Raw genomic sequence first — 20,270 nt, 5'->3', positions numbered from 1 at the left:
TTATCTTTTTAGAAGTCAAAATAAAATAAATTTAAATTAAAGAAAAAACCTTTAAAAATTAACAATTTTTGATTTCAGGTTCAACAATTCTGAAATCAAAAATCGTTAATCTTAACTCAAAAATATTTCAATGTCAAAAGTAGCAGAATTATTAACCCCGGAAAACGAACAGGAGATTGTTGAAGCTATTCGCATGGCTGAAAAAAACACTTCTGGTGAGATTAGAGTTCACATAGAAAAAACAACTTCCATGGATGCGTATGAACGAGCCAGAGACGTTTTTCATGAACTTAAAATGGATGAAACCGAACTTAAAAATGGTGTTTTAATATATTTAGCTGTTGATGATCACCAATTTGTAATTTGTGGAGACCAAGGCATCAATGATGTTGTTCAAGATGACTTTTGGAATTGTACACGGGATCTAATGGTCGTTCAGTTTAAAACCGGGAATTTCAAGCAAGGACTTATTGACGGAATCACCAGAGCCGGTGAACAATTACAAAGTTATTTTCCTTGGCAAGAGGGAGACACGAATGAATTATCAAACGAAATATCTAAAGGATAATGCTATTACAAAAAAAGAATACCCTAATTTGCCTAAAGTTGTTTGTTTATCTGTTATTTACACAAGTTAGTTTTGCGCAATTTACCATACCTGAAAAACCAACGTTACAAACCTCTGTTTACGATTATGCCAAGGTTTTAAGTGCCACAGAAAAAGCACAATTAGAAGAAAAACTGATTAAATACTCTGATTCTACCACAACTCAAATTGTAGTGATCACTATAGAAAGCCTAAAAGGGGAAGATGTAAGTCAATTAGCTACCCGGTGGGCACAAAATTGGGGAATTGGAGGAACTGCAAAAGAAGACAATGGTGTCATTATTTTACTCTCTAAAACCGAAAGAAAAATTGCAATAAACCCTGGTTATGGTCTAGAAGACAGGCTTACCGCAGGAACTGGTGGAGAAATAATCCGGAATATAATCATTCCAGAATTTAAAAAAGGAACCTATTACAGTGGATTAGACAAAGGAACAGATGCCTTAATTGATGTTTTTAAAGGCAAATACAAAGGTGTTCGCAAACAAACACCAAAAGAAAAAGAATTCCCGATCCTTCCTATTATAGTTATTGTGATCGTGATACTGGTATTAATATCCCGAAATAAAGGGGGTGGAAATTCAGGAAATTCCGGTGGCGGCGGTCCAAGTCTACTCGACGTTATTATTTTAAGCAGTCTTGCCGGTGGCAGAGGTGGCGGCGGTTTTGGCGGTGGAGGCTCTTCTGGAGGTGGTTTTGGTGGCGGTTTTGGTGGCGGGGGATTCTCTGGTGGCGGATCAAGTGGTAGTTGGTAACTTAGGGCTGGGATGTGTTTCCGCATTAAAACCTTGTTTATTAAACAAATACAACCGTGATTAATACCCAACCCAAAAAAGTAGATTTCTTTTTAAATACCAATAATTTAGCTCATTTTTTTGAAACCTATTTACAGAATAGCAATAATCCAAATTAGTAGCCAAATTAATCAATCAATGACATTACATGCTTTCACATAAAGCCAAATATGCGCTAAAAGCACTGCTGTTTTTAGCGCAACAAGAAGAAACCCATATTTCTCGAACTATCGAAATTGCCGAGGCAGCCTCTATTCCAAAAAAGTTTTTGGAACAGATTCTATTGGATTTAAAGCGTGGCCATTTCGTAGGGAGCAAACAAGGGAAATTTGGCGGTTATTATCTTTTAAAATCTAAAAATGACATTACTTTAGCCGATATTCACAGGCTTTTTGATGGTGCAATTGCCCTGCTACCTTGTGCCTCATTGAATTTTTACGAACGTTGTTCTGATTGCGTTAATGAATCGGAATGCCTACTAAGACACGGATTGATTAGTATTAGAGAAGAAACTTTAAAGGCTATGGAAGGCATCACTATTGCTTCATTGGTAAAAAAATAAAAAACATCATTTAAACTCTACTAATTTTATAGAATTAATTATATATTTGCCTCGAATTTAATATATCATTAACAATACAAATTTAAAAGTATGAAAACGTACCGAAGTAAGTTTGCTTTTTTGAATAGAAAATCCCGCAAAAATCAACTAATTATAATTACAAAAAAGAGCTCTCAAATGATGTGTATGTGTTAGTAAAAAAAATTTAAATTAAATTCTACTAATTACATATACTTACTTTAAATGAAAAATTATATAAATAATACCCTTGTAATACTATCCGTTTTAACGTTCTCAATATCATTTGCGCAAAACATTGAAGGTGTAATTACAACAAACCTAAACATACCATTAGAAGCCGCAAATATTGTACTAAAAGAAACAGATTCTAACACAATTACAGATTCTAGCGGAAAATTTACGATTGACTCGAAAGGAAAATTCCCTTTAACTCTTTTAGTTCAATATGTGGGATATAAAACCGCAGAAATAGAAATTACTTCCTTACCGATATCTACATTACAAATAAATCTTACTGAAGAAAATGTATTGGTCGAGGTGGTCGTTTCTTCAAGACGCCGGATAGAGAAAGTACAAGATGTGCCAATTGCAATCTCCGTAATAACGGGAAAACAGGCAGAACAATCTGGAGCTTTTAACGTTAATCGCATAAAAGAACTTGTCCCATCCGTTCAATTGTATTCATCAAACCCCAGGAATACCGGAATTAATATTCGAAGCCTAGGTTCTCCTTTTGGACTTACAAATGACGGAATCGATCCGGGTGTTGGTTTCTACGTTGATGGCGTTTATTATGCACGTCCAGCTGCAACCACTTTAGATTTTATCGATGTCGAACAAATTGAGGTATTGCGTGGTCCACAAGGATCTTTGTTTGGTAAAAACACCACTTCGGGTGCCTTTAACATTACTACACGTAAACCAAGTTTTATTCCAGATGCTACCTTTGAAGTGACCTACGGAAATTACAACTTTTTGCAAGCTAAAGCTTCGGTTACTGGAGCTTTGAGTTCAAAAATCGCCGGTCGAATCTCATTTTCCGGTACGCAACGTGACGGTTTAATCCATAATGTTGTTACTGAAAAACCTACAAACACATTAAACAATCAAGGAATTAGAGGACAATTACTTTATACTCCTTTTGAAAGAACAAATATCATATTAGCTGCAGATATAACAATACAACGTCCAGATGGATATGCTCAGGTAGTTGCGGGTGTCGCACCAACAGAAAGAGCGGCTTACCGTCAATTTGATGCTATTATTGCTGATTTGAATTATCAACTGCCAAGTTTAAATGCGTTTGATCGTAAAATTGATCACGATACGCCATGGCGTTCAGGACAAGATATGGGAGGAATATCTCTTAACATAGATACAAAAATTGGTAATGGGACACTTACGGCAACAACAGCTTGGCGTTTTTGGAATTGGGATCCATCAAACGATAGGGATTTTACAGGATTACAAGTATTAGCCAAATCGCAAAACCCAACCAGACAGACACAAATAACACAAGAAGTACGCTATGCAGGTCAGCTTACCTCAAAATTAAGCGGTGTAGTAGGTTTATTTTTTATTGACCAAACATCACAAACAGATGGTACAGAAGAATCCGGTAATGCACAATGGCGATTTGCGCAAAGTACTACCAGTAATTTATGGAAGACACCTGGCCTATTTGAAGGATATGGGATCAAAACCGATGCCCGCATTAGAGCTTCCAGTGCGGCAGTATTTAGTCAGTTAGACTGGGTAATAACAGAACGTTTACATGTATTACCAGGTTTACGTTATAATTTTGACAAAAAAGACGCTACTTACAACCGTATCACATATGGAGGACTTCAAACGAATGATCCAGCCTTAATTGCCTTGAAAAAATTAGTTTATACGGATCAGTCTTTTTTATCTAATACAAATAATATTAATTTTTCTGGAAATATAACCGTTTCTTTTAAAGCTACTGACAAGATTAATGTGTATGCGACTTTTGCAAAAAGCTACAAACCCGTTGGAGTAAACGTAGCTGGATTACCTACTCTTGCCGGGCAACCAATTCTTGAACTTGCAGTAATTAAACCGGAAGAAGTAAATCATTATGAAATTGGAGTAAAAACAGCACCGTTTAAAAACTCAATATTCAATTTTACCTTCTTTAATACCGATATCAAAGATTTTCAAACCAATGTACAGGCCGCTGAATTAGGTATAAACCGTGGCTATCTTGCCAATGCAGATAAAGTAGAGGTAAAAGGGGTAGAATTAGACGCCAGTTTTGTAATCAACAAACATTTAACCATCAATGGAGCAGCGACCTATACAGACGGTAAATATGTCAAATTTATAAATGCACCCCTTCCGTTAGAACAAACAGGAGCAGCAGTATCCTTTAAAGATGTTTCCGGAACTGCTTTACCTGGTGCTTCAAAATGGGCAGGATCTTTAGGAGGTGAACTTTCAGATAATGCCAAATTTTTTGGAAATACAGGAAAAATATTCTTTGGAATCGATTCTTATGCCCGTTCTGAATTCTCTTCTAGTCCATCAGCTTCAAAATATTTAGTCGTTCAGGGTTATGCCTTATTTAATGCTCGTGTAGGTTTCCGGGCAACAGATGGTTTGTCGGTACAATTCTGGGGACGTAACCTTTTAGACAAAGAGTACTACGAACAACTATTACCGGCGGGTGGAAATTCAGGACAATATGCAGGGGTATTAGGCGATCAAAGAACGTATGGTATTACACTTCGTTATTCGTTATAGTAGCACTAAATATAAACAAGCATAACAGCACCAGTAAAACTGAGTTTTGATTGTGCTAGATATGCAAATAAAACGAACCGTATTAATTCTTTTACATTTTTAAACCTTTAATGTTGAACTATTTTGTCCTCTAAAGCAGCATATACTCTGTTTTTTTTGTGCGGCATTTGTTATACAAAAAAACTGCCCCAAAAAAGCGACTAACTTTTTGAGGGCAGTTCAATATACATAGGCTCATTGAAAAAACCATTGAAGGTTCTTATTTTTTAATTAACTTCTGACTGTAGCTTGTACCATCTTCTAATTTTATAGTGACAATATAAACCCCTTGAACCAGATTACCCGTGTCTACCCTAGATTGGAAACCTAAGTCCATTTTAGACTCTATTAATTGTCTTCCGTTCATATCAAATATAGAGACTACAGCCTTCCCCGCATTTTTATTTGATCTGATAAACAGCTCAGAACTCATTGGATTAGGATAAATGCTGAATAAAATTTCTGTGTTGTCCAAAAGGGTTAAATTACCACAAACCCCTATTAAAGGAACGTTAACAGTAAAATCTTCCACCTGATCATTCCTTCTTTCTGAGGTTCCTTGTTGCGCTAAAGCCCCAACCCCTCGTCGGGCAAATACCGCACGTATCAAGCATTCATTTGCACCACCATAGAGCACAGCATCAGCCTGTATAATTGAATTTCTTCCCTCTACAAATCCAACATTACCACATGTAATTAATTTTAAACCATCCATTACTAATTGGATAGCCATATTATTTCCACCTGTACCATAATAAATATCCGGATCAAAACCATACTTACCGATAAAAGCCCAATACATATCCCAAATCATAGTTGACCAAACAAATCCTACACCATGAGGTACGCTTATTGCAGGATTCGCAATATCAGCATAAGTATAATCATTGATTGACATATCAGTAGAATATGGAGAAGGACGTATACCAGGCCCTTCGATACCCTGAAACTGTACATAGGTTCCAATCCCTCTTTTTTGTTCGGGGGTATCGTTTATTTTTTGGGTCATTATAAGTCCAAAAAAGTCAGACCAACCTTCTCCCATTTGCTCTTCATAAGCTTGACTCAATAAACAATCAAAACGATTTCGACCTCCAACTAACCGTGTTGATATTCCATGCCCATATTCATGAGCAATTATTCCTTGATCCAAATCACCATCTCTATTGATCAAATTAGCAAGAGGACCTCTGTCAACTAACCGGCCGAAAACAGGTTCTGTTGCCATTTTGTCTAGTAATATCTTTCCGTCCTCAAAAGACAAACCTACTGTGGGGATTGTAATCGTTTTGTATGGTACACCGCCTCCATTTACTGGACCAGCGTTTGGAGCGTTGTTAATGATTATGACACCAATAGCACCATTGTCCTGCGCTATTGTAATTTTATCAACAAATGGACAATTACCACGGATGATAACAGCAATTTTACCTTTAACTGCAACCGCACCAGCAGCTGTATAAGCTGTACATCCATCCCTAGGATCAGGACTCTGTGCTGGTGTACCGGGGGGAGTGGAGTTAGTTGAAACCCATGGAGTCCCGTCATCTTCTACAAGAACTAATCTGCTGTCAAGAGAAGGATCCCCTTCTCTAGGAATAGCTACAAATGGAAAGCGCACGGATGCATATGATTTCCGAAGTTCAGTTGCACTTGGAGGAATGACATCAAGAAACTCTCCAAAAGGAGATGCGCCCCATAAAAACATTTGCATTGTTGGCTCAAATCCATCAATCAAAGTACCAAAATTAGCATTATTAAGTCCACTACCATCCTGAGCTTCGGCCTGTACTTCATCTCCATCCCAATCATTAATGGTTGCGCTGGTAGGTCCAGCAAAACGATCGTAGTCACCCTCCTGGAAATTCCCATTCGTTTCGTCAAAACCATAGGCATAGGAAACATCATGCATGTAGTTGTTCCAAACAAATAAATTGACAATTGCAACTTTTTGATAGGCTATCGGAGCCTTGCCTAAATCTAAAGGGTAGTCAAAACTCAGCGTACCTATACTGCTGGGCGCAGCAAAAGAATCTTCGGTCGCTGGCCCGTTAATATTGCCTCCATCTTCATAGGACTGGACATTATTACCAAGCGTCTTGGATTCTATTTTTCCACCAAATTCATGCCAGCCTTCCGGTGAAGGGACAGCACTTCCTGCTTTTTGTGTACCGATACGTGCTGGATTATTAATCATAGTCCTGCTGCCATGATTGGGAGTCTCAACACCCAAAGGAAAAGCATTGTATTTAGATCCATCCGTAGCAGAAAGTGCTACATTAGATTTCGAATCGAGTACAATAACATTTTTACTATCTTTTTTAAAATTAAAAAAAAGATTGTCTTTTTCATAGCTATGGCTGTGATTCTTGTGACTCCTTTGATTCACAGGTTTCTCATCAGTTACAACAGGTATATCAAAATTACAACTGATCATTAAATCGGATTTCTCTAAAAGTGTCCCATTAGAAGCATTGATCTTTGTTTGCCACCAATGCGAGGCTGGATCTTTAACAATAATCTCATAGGACAATACGAAAGTACCGGTAGAATTCTTAAAATAATTTAATGGAGCTTCAAAATTGCTTGTCTCTAGCTCCGAAGGCTTAAGATCTGATTTAGTAGCATAATTCACTACACTAACTCCGGCAGTATTGCTCAATCCTAACTCACTGATCGCCTTTCGTGCGGACTGAGCTGCGGTCAAACTAGCATTGCTACTACTGATGTTTCCGTATATATTTTTCACAAAAGTATGCTTAAAACTAGTAACCACATTGTTTTTTAAAAGCACTGTGGCTGCTGTATTTGCAATTTTAACCCCTCCTACCTCTTGTTGCAGATACGCAATTAAATAATCCGGGTTTTTAAGCGTCCCATAACTGGTTATGGTAAATTGATTGGCATCTGTAGCAGATAAATTTAAACTTGCAAAATTCACAAGCAGATAGTTTTTTATAATATCTTTTTTATCTTGACCATGACCTATGGTGCTCAGTGTTAAAAAATAACAAAACAAAAAAACAGAGTAAAGGTTTCTCATAATTAGCAGATTTTTAATTACTTAATTCAAATCTAAAACGAATGTAAATTATGAAATTTGATTTAATAAATTTTAGCGTATAATTTGAAATAAAAAACTAATAATTTATATTTAAACGTAAAAAATCAGGTAAATAGCAATTTATTACACTAAAATAAAAGAAAAAAATATTTTTCAGCAATGCCAAAAACATATTTGTACACGTTTATAAAAGGCAATTTTAGGCTATTCAAAATTCTAGCGATTAAAACTAAAGGCTAAACTTACCTATCAGTTTTATTTCTTTTAAAAACAAACTGATTTATACTGTTTTGAAGACTACAAAATGCTATCCATATCTAATGCAACAGTGTTAAATAGCTATATACTTGGCCTCAATGAGTACAAATGACATAAAACCACTAGGTTCTACACCCAAGTTTTCATAAGTTTTACCTGCACTATAACGAAGTAAAAAAGTATTGATGAATTACTTACAAAAACATTAACGCACTTAATTATAACCAGATTGTTAGTACCTTATTTTGAATGCATACCAGTTTTAAAATATTTCATAAAATAAAATAAAATATCTCCTATAGAAATACTAGACTTTGTTTAAATTTGCCTTAATTGAAATAAAATTTAGTGAAAACCATTAGAATTATCTTGTTTTTATTTGTGTCACTGGGCTGCCAAGGACAAAGCAGCAAAATAGTGGATCATCAAAGTATTCTTTGGACACGCTATTACAACCAATTATCGTTAAACGAGAAGTGGTCTCTGCATTCTGAATTTGACAATCGTCTTTTTGTAAAGCCTATTGCTGAAAATTTATATGTTATTCGTGTTCAAGGACGTTATAAAATTAATGATCATCTGGAAACTGGAGTCGGTTTTGCTTATTTCTCTGTTGACACGCAGGTTCCTGAAATTAATTTTGATTTTGAAATCCCGGAATATAGAGGGCAACAGGACATTACATGGAAAAAAATCATAGGTAAAGTAACTTTCCATCAACGTTTTCAATTAGAAGAACGTTTTATTCATAACGCTAGCAAGACTGCTTTATCGCCGGGAACCTCGTTTTCATGGAGGTTCAGATATAGACTTCAAGGGGATTATACCTTTTGGAAAAAAGAAAAACACTTTGTCAAAGCAATATTATCTGATGAAGTAATGGTTAATTTTGGAAAAAAAATCATCAAAAATACGTTTGACCAAAACCGAATTTACATCGCTCTGCAATATGGTTTTAATCCGAATATTGCTTTAGAATTGGGCTATTTAAACAGTTTTCAGCAGCGATCCAACGGAATTGATTATTTCAATAGAAATATTATCCGATTCAGTATATTGCATAAAATAAGACTCCAAAAAAAGAACCGAAAGAACTATTAGTACGTATATATTTTCACTAAAAATACTAAATAATCATATTTTAAGTACTGATTATAAGTATATTAACTAAATATTTAGAATTTAAGATGTGTCTTTAATTAAAAGATATAGCCATGAAAAATTTCGCAATTAAACTCGTGTGGTTTACCACCATTTACGTTTTTGTATTTGCCGGTTTATGTCAGACCACTATTCCTTTGCCAATTTTAATGATCCGACATTGCGTAAGTATACCATTAATCCTATTTATGGTTTACACCGTTCTAGCTGACGATTAAAACTATAAAAACATTCAAATATTGGTACAGTGACCATCCTACGGAAACTTTTGAAGAAGAAAAACGTTAATTGCTCAAATCCATTTTATGCAAAAAAAATCCCGATAAAATCGGGATTTTTTTTATTTCTCTCTAATATAAATATCGATTGGAACGCCTGAAAAGTCCCAGTTTTCTCTAATTTTATTCTCCAGATAACGTTTGTATGGTTCTTTTACATATTGTGGCATATTAGCAAAAAACACAAATTGTGGTGTAGGTGTTGGCAACTGCATGCAGTATTTAATTTTTACATACTTCCCTTTTGTTGCCGGTGGCGGGTAGGCTTCAATCACTTTCAACATAAATTCGTTGAATTTTGAAGTTGCAATATGCTGTTTTCTGTTTTCAAATACTTTGACGGTTGCTTCTAATGCTTTTAACAAACGCTGTTTGGTCAAAGCCGAAACAAAAAGAATAGGCACATCCGTAAATGGCATCAATTCTTCTCTGATTTTAGCTTCATAATCCCGAGTTGACATCGTTTCTTTTTCGACTAAATCCCATTTGTTTACTAATATTACAACTCCTTTACGGTTTTTCTCAGCCAACCAGAATATACTTTGATCCTGACCTTCAAATCCACGCGTGGCATCAATAATCAAAATGCAAATATCCGCATGCTCAATCGCACGAACCGAACGCATTACTGAGTAAAACTCTAAATCTTCCTTCACTTTCGCTTTACGACGAATACCCGCAGTATCCACTAAGTTAAATTCGAAACCAAAACGGTCAAATTTTGTATCAATTGCATCCCGAGTTGTTCCCGCAATATCTGTAACAATATACCTGTCTTTACCAATTAAAGCATTGATAAAGCTTGATTTTCCAGCATTAGGACGTCCAACCACTGCAAAACGAGGCAATACAACTTCTTCCTGAGTTGGCTCTGGTTTTATAGGAAAAGCATCAATTAATGCATCTAATAAATCACCAGTTCCACTTCCTGAAATACTGGCAAACGTATAATATTCTCCTAAACCAAGGTTGTAAAACTCAATCGCATCTTTCTCACGCATGGAATTATCTACCTTGTTTACAGCCAGTAAAACTGGTTTTGTCACCTTACGCAACAATCGTGCAACGGCATCATCCATTGGAGTAATTCCTTCCTCTACATCTACCACAAAAATGATAACATCAGCCTCATCTATTGCAAGTTCGACTTGTTTACGGATTTCTCCTTCAAAAACATCATCAGAACCACGCACGTATCCGCCGGTATCAATTACAGAAAACTCTTTTCCGTTCCATTCGCTTTTTCCGTAGTTTCTGTCACGGGTCACTCCCGAAACAGAATCTACAATAGCTTCTCTTCTTTGTATCAGCCTATTAAAAAGGGTTGATTTCCCTACATTAGGTCTTCCTACTATCGCAACAATGTTATTCATAATCCTATTTTCAAATATTTTGCAAAGGTATGCTTTTTTTAGTTTGTAGTGACCAGTTTTGAGTATTCAGCAAAAAAGCACACTAACTGCACGCCTTCAAACTAAATTTCAATGCCTTTTTAGGAGCTATTTCCAGCTGTCCACTCTATCTTTTATGTTTTAAAGAAAAACATAAAAGGATGCCGTTCCCATCTGGGCTAGGGCATTTCGAATTCTAATATTATTTATCGGAAAGTTTTTAGAGCTGAGCGCTAATAAACTGAACACTGAACTTATTGATTATACCCAAATCGTTTCAACATATTAACGTTGCTACGCCAGTTTTTGTTGACTTTTACGTACAATTCAATATGGATTTGTTTTCCGAAAAACTTCTCCAAGTCGGCACGAGCTTCCATTCCAACTTTCTTCAAAGCAGCTCCTTTATGTCCGATGATGATTCCTTTTTGGGTTTCGCGCTCCACCATAATCAAAGAACGGATTCTGATGATGTTTTCATCCTCAAAAAACTCTTCGGTAACAATTTCTACAGCGTATGGAATTTCTTTACTATAATTCAATAATATTTTCTCCCGGATGGTTTCATTCACAAAGAAACGTTCTGGTTTGTCTGTCAATTGATCTTTCGGGTAATACGCCGGTGATTCCGGTAATAACTCAATGATACGTCCAAAAACTTCCGGCACATTAAAATTCTGCAAAGCAGATATTGGAAAAATTTCTGCGTTTGGAACTTTCGCTGCCCAAAAAGCAACTTGCTCTTCTAGCTGCACTTGGTTTGAAGTATCAATTTTATTCAATAAAAGCAGAACCGGGATTGTGGCGTGAATAATTTTATTAAAGAAAGCTTCATCTTTCAAATCCTGCTCTCCAATTTCGACCATATAAATCAAGATATCAGCATCTTCAAAAGCAGACTTCACAAAATTCATCATAGATGCCTGCATTTCATAGGCAGGCTTTATAATTCCTGGCGTATCTGACAAGATCAATTGAAAATCTTCCCCGTTTACAATTCCAAGAATTCTATGGCGTGTTGTTTGTGCTTTTGAAGTAATTATGGACAATCGTTCTCCAACAAAGGCATTCATTAATGTTGATTTCCCAACATTTGGATTTCCTATGATGTTTACAAAACCTGCTTTATGTGACATTTCTAATATAATTTATTGTGCAAAGGTAGACATATCAAGTCAATAGACGAAATAAAACATTTTTTAAAATTTATGTTTGAATTTATTAAATTTGGTTGTACATTTGCACTCGAAACAACGCGGGATAGAGCAGTAGGCAGCTCGTCGGGCTCATAACCCGAAGGTCACAGGTTCGAGTCCTGTTCCCGCTACTAAGTTAATCGTATTGAGATTACAAACGCACATCGCGGGATAGAGCAGTAGGCAGCTCGTCGGGCTCATAACCCGAAGGTCACTGGTTCGAGTCCAGTTCCCGCTACTGAGAGAAACCCATCAACATTTTGATGGGTTTTTTCATTTTTAAACCCTTCCTCAACCCCTACAAACACTGAGATTAACTCAAATATGGCAAGCCCTACAAGGAAAGTTCCTCTATTGACAGCAATCAGACCTTGCACGAAAGGCTCTATTATAAAGAGATTTTATTCCTTGGTCGATGGTATGAAGTAAATGTCAATTTGCATTTAGAGAACTCCTTATTTAAATCACTAGAACAAGGCGAGGAACAATTACTGGATAAAGAGCGCCAGGTAATTGTTAGATAAAGACACACGGGGAAAATTAAAAAAGGTCATTTGAAAATACAGACTGGCTTTTGTCTTAAGAATATGCTTTTTTTAGTTTTTAATTTATTTTTCGGAATGCTACTTTTTGAACTTCAAAACAGAACCTCATGGAGTAAGAAACCTATCCACTAAAGAAATAAGTCTAAGCTAACTAATGGAGAACTCATTTTGAAATGGAAACATCAAGAAAGGTGTTGACCGATTTGTTTTTTCATTAGAATAACCAAAAACAACTAAGAAATTCAAACAATAGAGATCCAAAAAACTTCCCAAATATTTAAAAGGAATAGATCAAAACAGACAACTAATACACGAATCCGTAAAGCATTTTAAAACTAAAAAAAACCTGCGTGATAAGTCACACAGGTTTTTTACCAACTACGTTTACTAAAATCAACCTATCCAAAATCAACTAAATTCAATTTATTAAAAGATACTAAGCGGTTATTTTATTTAAAATTAATCCTCCGAAACAATAGCTGAGTTTCTATTGGTCGTAACTTCTAATAGCACTGCAACGCCTTTGTCATTCAACATTGTCATATTTAACACATCTAAAACTGCTAAATCTTTAGACACTACTCCATTAAATCTATTGTATGAAATATTCATTTCTTTAAGATTTTCTAATTTTTCTAATTCTATTGGCACTTGACCGTTCATTTTGTTGTCAAATAAACTAAGATTTTCAAGTGCTGTCATGTTTACCACTTCACTACTTAATACTCCCGAAAGTTTATTACTATTTAAGAGCAATATTTTTAACGTTTTTAAATCATATAAAGAATTTGGAATTTCCCCTATAATTTCGTTGTTAAATAATGATAGTATTTCTAACTGTTTCAAGGATCCTATTTGCATGGGCAATTCCCCTGAAAGCGCATTCATATACAACTCTAAGTCTTTCAAATTACTCATTTCACAAATAGAGGAAGGAATTGTTCCTGACAACTTATTAAAAGAAAGGTTCAATACTTTCATTTCTTTTAATTTTCCAATAAAAAAAGGAATCGAACCTGATATTTGGTTCTTGTGTAAATCCAACTCTTGAAGACCTACGAGATTAACAATTTCAGCTGGAATTTCACCCACTAAATTATTATCAGCTAGATGTACTGCAATCACTTTTTCGTCTTGTACTTTTATGCCATACCAAGTGGTAACAGGTGATGATAAATCCCACTTGACATGCCACTGACTTCCACTAGTGGACTGGTACAGTTTCACTAAGGCATCTTTCTCCTGATCAGATACATCGGCCAACATTGAACATGAAAAAAAAATGATTAAAAACAGAGTAGTTACACTTTTCATCCCTTTAAATTTAGTCTTTTACATCCCTAAAATAGATGGTTTCTAGTTAATCAGCAAATAAAACCGATGAAATACATGTTTTATAATTTTAAATAGAGATATCTCTTACAGCAAAATATTTTTTAGAGTGCGTTCTATAACTACTCTGTCAATGATTGAACTTCCTTTTTCTTAGAACAATTCTAATTAAATTTAGCTTCATCAGGACAAAATAAATTACAAAACACCTGACTGGCAGTATATTTTGGATGGATATTTCACAAATATGAGAGTAGTAATTTGCCCCAAAATTCAACAACAACAACAACAACAACAACAACAACAACAACAACAACAATAAAACTACATTCCCTAAAGCTCTTCGATGGCTTTTGCCAAATCAAGATCCTTATCCGTTACACCATCTGCATCATGAGTAGTCAGTCGAATGGTTACTTTATTATACACGTTGAATAATTCCGGATGATGATTTTTTTTCTCCGCTTTTATTCCTACTTGAACTATAAAACCTAAGGCTTGAGTAAAATCCAGGAACATAAACTTTTTCTCAATTCCATTATTAATATACTGCCAGTCTTTCAATTTTTTCAACTCTGATTGAATGGATTGTTCGGTGTACCTTTTCATACTTTTATTTATTTATGGGTTGATCTGCCTGTAACTTGCTGATGTAAAACAATATTCAGATTAAAACAATTATGAAGATCCAAATTTCAGGAATATAAAGTTAGTAAATTTTGATATATTGAAAAATAATTTAACTTTATTAACTAATTTTGGCGAAAAATATTTCTTTTTAATTTGAATTCAGCATACTCCTTTAAAATTTATACTACTACTGCGCAGCTCCATTCAAACTGGGATGACATGGCGATTTCGACTGTTTTTTTATCCAAAAAATATCTGGATGTTTTAGAAAGATCATCCCCTGAGAACATGATTTGTCATTATATTGGACTCTTTGAAAATGACACTTTAGTAGGGATTGCGCTTTCCCAATTTCTGGATTTAAACAAACTGGAATCTTTTGGAGAACGCGATAAGTGTATCAAGACAGCGGTACGAAATTTTGTTTTCAGGAACTTTGGATCTCATGTACTGGTTATTGGCAACAATATGTTAACCGGACAAAATTCTTTTGCTTTGTTAGACACCATTGATAAAAAGAGAGCTTTACAAGTATTGAATACTGCTGTAACTGAATTAAAACAACGCTTTAAATCCAAAGGCAAAAAAATTCACATTACCACCTACAAAGATTTCAATTGCGAGGAAATCAAAACCTTCCGTATTCCGGAATTCAAAAATGAATATCCGTTTTCGACACAGCCTAATATGGTTTTCACCATTAATGAAGCCTGGAAAACAGAACAAAATTATATTGACTCTCTTTCAAAAAAATACCGGGATCAATATAAAAGAGCAAGAAAGAAGGCAGATCAGATTGAAAAAAGAAAATTACACTTGGAAGACATCATTGCCTTGGAAGAAACGATTTATGATTTGTACCTTCATGTGGCTAAAAATGCTCCCTTTAATACTTTTTTTCTTCCAAAAAATCATTTTAGGATTTTTAAAGAAATTTTCAAAGACAAATTTCTTTTTTATGGTTATTTTTCAAAGGACAGACTAATAGGTTTCAATACTTTGATTAAAAACGGTTCCATAATGGATACCTACTTTCTGGGATATGATGAAAGTGTTCAGCGCGAGAAAATGCTGTACCTGAATATGTTATATGACATGATTGCCTATTCAATTAATAAAGGCTTTCAGGAAATTATCTTTGCAAGAACTGCTTTGGAAATCAAAAGTTCTGTTGGCGCTAAGCCCATAAAAATGTATGGATTAATAGGCCACAGCAATAGGGTTGCCAATCATTTTATGCCAAAGATATTCAAATATTTAGAACCTAAAATCAAATGGCAAGAACGCAATCCGTTCAAATAAATCCATAATCTGGATCAGTATATGGTACGGCAACTTTCATGTGTTTGGGTAAAATTTCGACATTTAGCTTAGTTTCGGATCCACAATATTCACCGTCAACTTGAAAGCTAACCGGCACACTAGTCGTGATTAAAGCATTTTTTACTGATATTATTTCTATATCTTCTGCATCATCTGTTGTTATATTTCCGGTAATAATTTTCCCAAGCACTACTAAATCTAAATTTTTCAAGATCACTAATTCAAATTTCCCATCGTCCATTAGTCCGTTAGGATTAATAGAAACTCCTGTTCCATATTTTTTTGAATTGGCAATAACAATCATTCTCGCTACACATTCAATAGTGGGAAAATCACCTGTTATTGTGGCAAAAAAAGGCTCATCTAAATCAATCAGAGTAGACACCGCTTGCAAAGCATACCCCAGTTTTCCCCGAATCGTACTTTTTTCATAGTTCTTAATCAATTCTGCATTAAGTCCAATATCACTTAGGTGAACACTTTTTTTTCCATTAATAGAAATCATATCAATCATCATGTACTCATTGTGAAAAGCAATTTCTAAGTTTTCCTCCAGTGTGGCAGGTAAATTCAAGTCTACTGCCAATCCATTAGCTGATCCGGCGGGTAAAATTCCTAAAATTACATCTTGATTTTCCATTGCTTCGGCTACCATTTTTATGGTTCCGTCACCCCCTGTAATAATAATTCGTTGTGGTTTGTAGGTTTGATACAGCACCTTTATTTTATCAATATCATTTACTCCCGAGGTATTATAAATTACCGGATTAAAATTTTCTTTTTCAGCAAAAAGTGCCACAGCATCAATAAATTCAGATTTATCAATGTCACCGGAAATAGGATTAACAACAACAATAATGTTATTTCTCAAACTTTATCTTCTTTTATTAATTAAAATTAATTAAATTCATCTCCAATCAAAAGTACTACAATAAATGAAACCAATTTTAAAATTATATCGTGGCTACGCTAATGAGCAAGAATTAATTGTCATGGGGCATGTGTTCAAACCAACAACAGTTAAAGAATATAATTTTCAAAAAAAGAACTTTAAAAATGCTACTTCAGTAATCAAAATGTTTCAAATAAAGACACAAGCAAATGCTGATGTGTATTTAGAACAAAACAATTCCAAAATCCATACCAGAACACTAAATGATGGTTATTTTAAGTTTTGCGTGCCACTAGATCAGGATTCTAAGTATGGCTGGATTGATTATAAAGTGAGTATTACTCATAATAACGAAACCATTACAGCCAAAGACAGTTATATTCGTCCACACAAAGGAAATCTGGGAATCATCTCTGACATTGATGATACTTTTTTAGTTTCTCACACGCTGAATCCTTTAAAAAAATTATATGTTTTATTGTTTAAAAACATATATAAAAGAAAAACTTTTGATGATGTAGTTACCCATTATCAAGCCTTGAGTTCGGCAGGAAGAACAAACAAACACGAGTTAAATGCGTTCTTTTATGTTTCCAGCAGTGAATGGAATTTGTATCGTTTTGTCATACAATTCACTGAAATTCATAAACTTCCAAAAGCCGTTTTATTACTGAAAGACATCAAGACGAGCCTGGCTGATTTTTTCATCACCGGAAGTGGGGATCACAACCACAAGTTTGACAAAATAAAACACATTCTAGAGTTTTATCCCAATTTAGAGTATGTACTTCTAGGGGATGATTCACAACATGACCCCTATTTATACGAAGCTATTTGTAAAATTTTCCCAGTTACCGTAAAAGCAGTTTATATCCGACAAACTGGGACTTCTAAAAAAGAAAAAATAATTACAATTATGGAAAATTTAGAAACCTTAAAAGTTTCTATTTGTTATTTCAAAAACAGTAGTGAAGCTATTGCACATTCAAAATCTATTGGGATTATTAAATAAAAAAAGAGCTCCAAAACCGGAACTCTTCTTTTTTACACAGTATCAATTTCTTCCTGAACAGCTTCCCAATCTAAAAGAAATTTGTCTAACTCAGCCTTTTTCTTATTGTACGCCATAAAAAACTTAGCATCCTCAATATGTTTATCATAATTAGAAGCCAGCATTTTATCATCTTGCTGAATGTCTTTTTCTAATTGCTTGATTTGGCTTTCGATCTTGCTTAACTTGTTTTGTAATGCTTTTCCTTTTTTCTGATCTTCGTATGATGCTTTATTGCTTTCTTTAGGTGATGCTACTTTCTGAGCCTCTTTTTTTTCTACTTCACGCATGTTTTCCATATTGCGTTGTTCTAAAAAATAGTTGATATCCCCTAAATATTCTTTTATTTTTTGGTCTTTAAATTCATATACTAAATTTGACATGCCCTGCAAGAAATCCCTATCGTGAGAAACCAGTAATAAAGTACCGCCAAATTTTTGAAGAGCGGCTTTTAACACATTCTTCGATTTGATGTCCAAGTGATTAGTAGGCTCATCCATCAATAAAACATTAATAGGTTGCAACAATAATTTACACAACGCCAAACGGTTTCTTTCGCCTCCGGAAAGGACTTTTACCTTTTTATCTACATCGTCACCACGAAACAAGAAAGAACCCAGCATATCGCGTACTTTCATTCGGTTCGTATCTGCCGCCGCATCTTCCATCGTTTGCAACAAAGTGATTTCGCCATCCAGATATTCAGCCTGATTTTGTGCAAAATACCCCAATTGTACATTATGTCCTAACTTGATATTTCCTTTATACTCGAATTCGTCAACAATAGCCTTAATAAAAGTTGATTTTCCTTGCCCGTTTTGTCCTACGAATGCTATTTTACTTCCACGCTCTACTAATAGATTGATATCTTTCAAAATCGTTTTGTCCCCGTAGCTTTTGGTCACATTTTCAGCTTCTATAACTACTCGTCCCGGTTCTTTCGAAACTGGAAAAGTAATATTCATAACGGAATTGTCATCTTCATCTACTTCAATACGTTCTATTTTGTCAAGTTTTTTAATCATCGATTGTGCCATGGAGGCTTTAGAGGCTTTGGCACGAAATTTTTCGATTAATTTCTCTGTTTCTTCTATTTTTTTTGCTTGATTTTTTTGCGTAGCCAATTGTTTTTCACGAATCTCATGACGCAATTCTAAATATTGAGAATATGGTTTATTGAAATCATAGGCTTTACCAAGGGAAATTTCGATTGTTCTGTTTGTCACATTATCTAAAAACATTTTATCGTGCGAAACAATTACCACCACACCGGGATAATTGCGAAGAAAACTTTCCAGCCAAATGATACTCTCAATATCCAAGTGATTCGTGGGCTCATCCAGCAGCAAAACATCATTGGCCTGCAATAATAACTTGGCTAATTCGATACGCATTCTCCATCCACCGGAAAAAGTTTCGGTTTGATTATCAAAAACATCTCTTTTAAATCCTAAACCAAGTAAAATTTTCTCCGTGTCCCCCACATAATTATAACCGCCCAATAATTCAAAACGATGGGTGTAATCCGATAAGTCTTCAATGATTTGACTGTATTCATCACTTTCATAATCCGTTCTGGTAACCAATAAGTGATTGATTTCTTCGAGCTTTTTCTCTACAATTTTAATCTCTGTAAACGCTTCATATGCTTCTTCCAGAACCGTTCTTCCTTGTTCAAAGTCAATATCCTGACGCAAGAATCCCATACGAAGGTCTTTCTCTTGAGAAATAACACCTGAATCTGGAGCAAAATCTTTTGCTAACATTTTAAGCATGGTCGATTTCCCCGCTCCGTTCTTTCCTACAAGACCCACGCGGTCTCCGGCACCCAATCGAAAGGTAACTTCTTCAAACAAATAGGAACCACCAAATGAAACGGATAAATTGTGTATATTAAGCATGTATTGTGATTTTATTCCTTTTTGAATGCGTAAATTTGTAACTCCAAAAAAGGAAAAATTAAATTTTTTGCAAATGTTAAAAAAAGGATCCAAATTATATAGCATTTTAACAGGAACTTGTCCTAAATGTCAGAATGAGAGTATGTATTTAGATAAAAATCCGTTACATCTAAACAAAATATTGAAAATGCACGAAAATTGCAGTCATTGTGGTTTAAGATATCAAATTGAACCTTCTTTTTTTTATGGCGCTATGTACGTTAGTTACGGATTAAATGTAGCAATAGGAATTGCTGCTTTTGTCATCTCTTTTGTTCTCTTCGAATCCAGTCTAAAAGTTGCATTCCTTGCAATAATAGTATCACTGGTTATTTTATTCCCTTTTGTTTTGCGATGGGCAAGGAATATTTACATCAACATGTTTGTTTCGTATGATCACAAATTAAATAAAAAATAACA

The 20,270-nt window shown here is 34.8% G+C and carries 16 protein-coding genes and 2 tRNA genes; 11 read left to right on the top strand and 7 right to left on the bottom strand.

All coding sequences use genetic code 11. From position 1 onward, the window contains the following. Positions 1–130 precede the first annotated feature (130 nt). The 4 genes from EKL96_RS10650 to EKL96_RS10635 all read left to right on the top strand — a co-directional run bounded on the left by EKL96_RS10650 (position 131) and on the right by EKL96_RS10635 (position 4,750). Positions 131–568, top strand: coding sequence for a TPM domain-containing protein (locus tag EKL96_RS10650; protein WP_126455359.1), 438 nt, complete (start codon positions 131–133; stop codon positions 566–568). After that, positions 568–1,362: a TPM domain-containing protein gene (locus EKL96_RS10645; protein WP_126461971.1), complete on the top strand. Its 795-nt coding sequence runs from the start codon at positions 568–570 to the stop codon at positions 1,360–1,362. The genes EKL96_RS10650 and EKL96_RS10645 overlap by 1 nt, the downstream gene beginning before the upstream one ends. 187 nt (positions 1,363–1,549) lie before the next feature. Then, positions 1,550–1,963 carry an RrF2 family transcriptional regulator gene (locus tag EKL96_RS10640; RefSeq protein ID WP_126455363.1) on the top strand — a complete coding sequence of 138 codons (414 nt, stop codon included), beginning with the start codon at positions 1,550–1,552 and terminating at the stop codon, positions 1,961–1,963. 243 nt (positions 1,964–2,206) lie between these two features. Further along, on the top strand, positions 2,207–4,750 hold the full coding sequence (locus tag EKL96_RS10635; protein WP_126461968.1) for a TonB-dependent receptor: 2,544 nt from the start codon (positions 2,207–2,209) through the stop codon (positions 4,748–4,750). 259 nt (positions 4,751–5,009) lie between these two features. On the opposite strand, the gene EKL96_RS10630 is transcribed toward EKL96_RS10635, so the two are convergent. Beyond that, a complete protein-coding gene (locus tag EKL96_RS10630; RefSeq protein WP_126461965.1) occupies positions 5,010–7,832 on the bottom strand; it encodes a T9SS-dependent M36 family metallopeptidase in 2,823 nt (940 codons plus the stop codon). A 627-nt stretch (positions 7,833–8,459) separates the two neighbouring features. On the opposite strand from EKL96_RS10630, the gene EKL96_RS10625 reads away from it, so the two are divergent. Then, on the top strand, positions 8,460–9,212 hold the full coding sequence (locus tag EKL96_RS10625; protein WP_126461962.1) for a DUF2490 domain-containing protein: 753 nt from the start codon (positions 8,460–8,462) through the stop codon (positions 9,210–9,212). A gap of 113 nt (positions 9,213–9,325) precedes the next feature. Continuing rightward, positions 9,326–9,490 (top strand): hypothetical protein, encoded by a 165-nt coding sequence (locus EKL96_RS10620; protein WP_233579294.1) that lies wholly within the window; start codon positions 9,326–9,328, stop codon positions 9,488–9,490. A gap of 122 nt (positions 9,491–9,612) precedes the next feature. On the opposite strand, the gene der is transcribed toward EKL96_RS10620, so the two are convergent. After that, positions 9,613–10,923, bottom strand: coding sequence for a ribosome biogenesis GTPase Der (gene der / locus EKL96_RS10615; RefSeq protein WP_126461959.1), 1,311 nt, complete (start codon positions 10,921–10,923; stop codon positions 9,613–9,615). Between the two features lie 272 nt (positions 10,924–11,195). Then, on the bottom strand, positions 11,196–12,077 hold the full coding sequence (era, locus tag EKL96_RS10610; RefSeq protein WP_126452863.1) for a GTPase Era: 882 nt from the start codon (positions 12,075–12,077) through the stop codon (positions 11,196–11,198). Positions 12,078–12,195: 118 nt separating this feature from the next. Here era and EKL96_RS10605 point away from each other — a divergent pair. After that, positions 12,196–12,268 (top strand) — tRNA-Met (locus EKL96_RS10605). Positions 12,269–12,302: 34 nt separating this feature from the next. Then, a tRNA-Met gene (locus tag EKL96_RS10600) sits at positions 12,303–12,375 on the top strand. Between the two features lie 766 nt (positions 12,376–13,141). Here EKL96_RS10600 and EKL96_RS10595 read toward each other — a convergent pair. Together EKL96_RS10595 and EKL96_RS10585 are read right to left on the bottom strand one after the other, a co-directional pair. Continuing rightward, a complete protein-coding gene (locus tag EKL96_RS10595) occupies positions 13,142–13,996 on the bottom strand; it encodes a leucine-rich repeat domain-containing protein (protein ID WP_126461956.1) in 855 nt (284 codons plus the stop codon). Between the two features lie 351 nt (positions 13,997–14,347). Further along, a complete protein-coding gene (locus tag EKL96_RS10585) occupies positions 14,348–14,623 on the bottom strand; it encodes a 4a-hydroxytetrahydrobiopterin dehydratase (RefSeq protein ID WP_126461950.1) in 276 nt (91 codons plus the stop codon). 174 nt (positions 14,624–14,797) lie between these two features. Here EKL96_RS10585 and EKL96_RS10580 point away from each other — a divergent pair, with 174 nt between their 5' ends. Next, positions 14,798–15,946 carry a GNAT family N-acetyltransferase gene (locus EKL96_RS10580; RefSeq protein WP_126461947.1) on the top strand — a complete coding sequence of 383 codons (1,149 nt, stop codon included), beginning with the start codon at positions 14,798–14,800 and terminating at the stop codon, positions 15,944–15,946. Here the strand turns inward: EKL96_RS10580 and EKL96_RS10575 are convergent. Continuing rightward, the gene (locus EKL96_RS10575; protein ID WP_126461945.1) at positions 15,939–16,838 is read right to left on the bottom strand and encodes a diacylglycerol/lipid kinase family protein; all 900 of its coding nucleotides are present in this window, start codon (positions 16,836–16,838) and stop codon (positions 15,939–15,941) included. The genes EKL96_RS10580 and EKL96_RS10575 overlap by 8 nt on opposite strands. Positions 16,839–16,902: 64 nt before the next feature. Between EKL96_RS10575 and EKL96_RS10570 the strand changes: the two genes are divergently transcribed. Beyond that, positions 16,903–17,871: an App1 family protein gene (locus EKL96_RS10570; protein WP_126461942.1), complete on the top strand. Its 969-nt coding sequence runs from the start codon at positions 16,903–16,905 to the stop codon at positions 17,869–17,871. Between the two features lie 32 nt (positions 17,872–17,903). Here the strand turns inward: EKL96_RS10570 and EKL96_RS10565 are convergent, their stop codons facing one another. After that, entirely contained in the window at positions 17,904–19,811 is a 1,908-nt protein-coding gene (locus EKL96_RS10565) for an ABC-F family ATP-binding cassette domain-containing protein (protein WP_126461939.1), read from the bottom strand. 73 nt (positions 19,812–19,884) lie between these two features. Between EKL96_RS10565 and EKL96_RS10560 the strand changes: the two genes are divergently transcribed. Then, a complete protein-coding gene (locus EKL96_RS10560) occupies positions 19,885–20,268 on the top strand; it encodes a DUF983 domain-containing protein (RefSeq protein ID WP_126461936.1) in 384 nt (127 codons plus the stop codon). Positions 20,269–20,270 lie beyond the last annotated feature (2 nt).

It is taken from the genome of Flavobacterium sp. LS1R10, assembly GCF_003968825.1.
In the GTDB taxonomy this organism is placed as follows: Bacteria; Bacteroidota; Bacteroidia; order Flavobacteriales; family Flavobacteriaceae; genus Flavobacterium.
The sequence above is the reverse complement of the archived record's forward strand: the minus strand, read 5'-3'. Positions and strand labels throughout refer to the sequence as shown.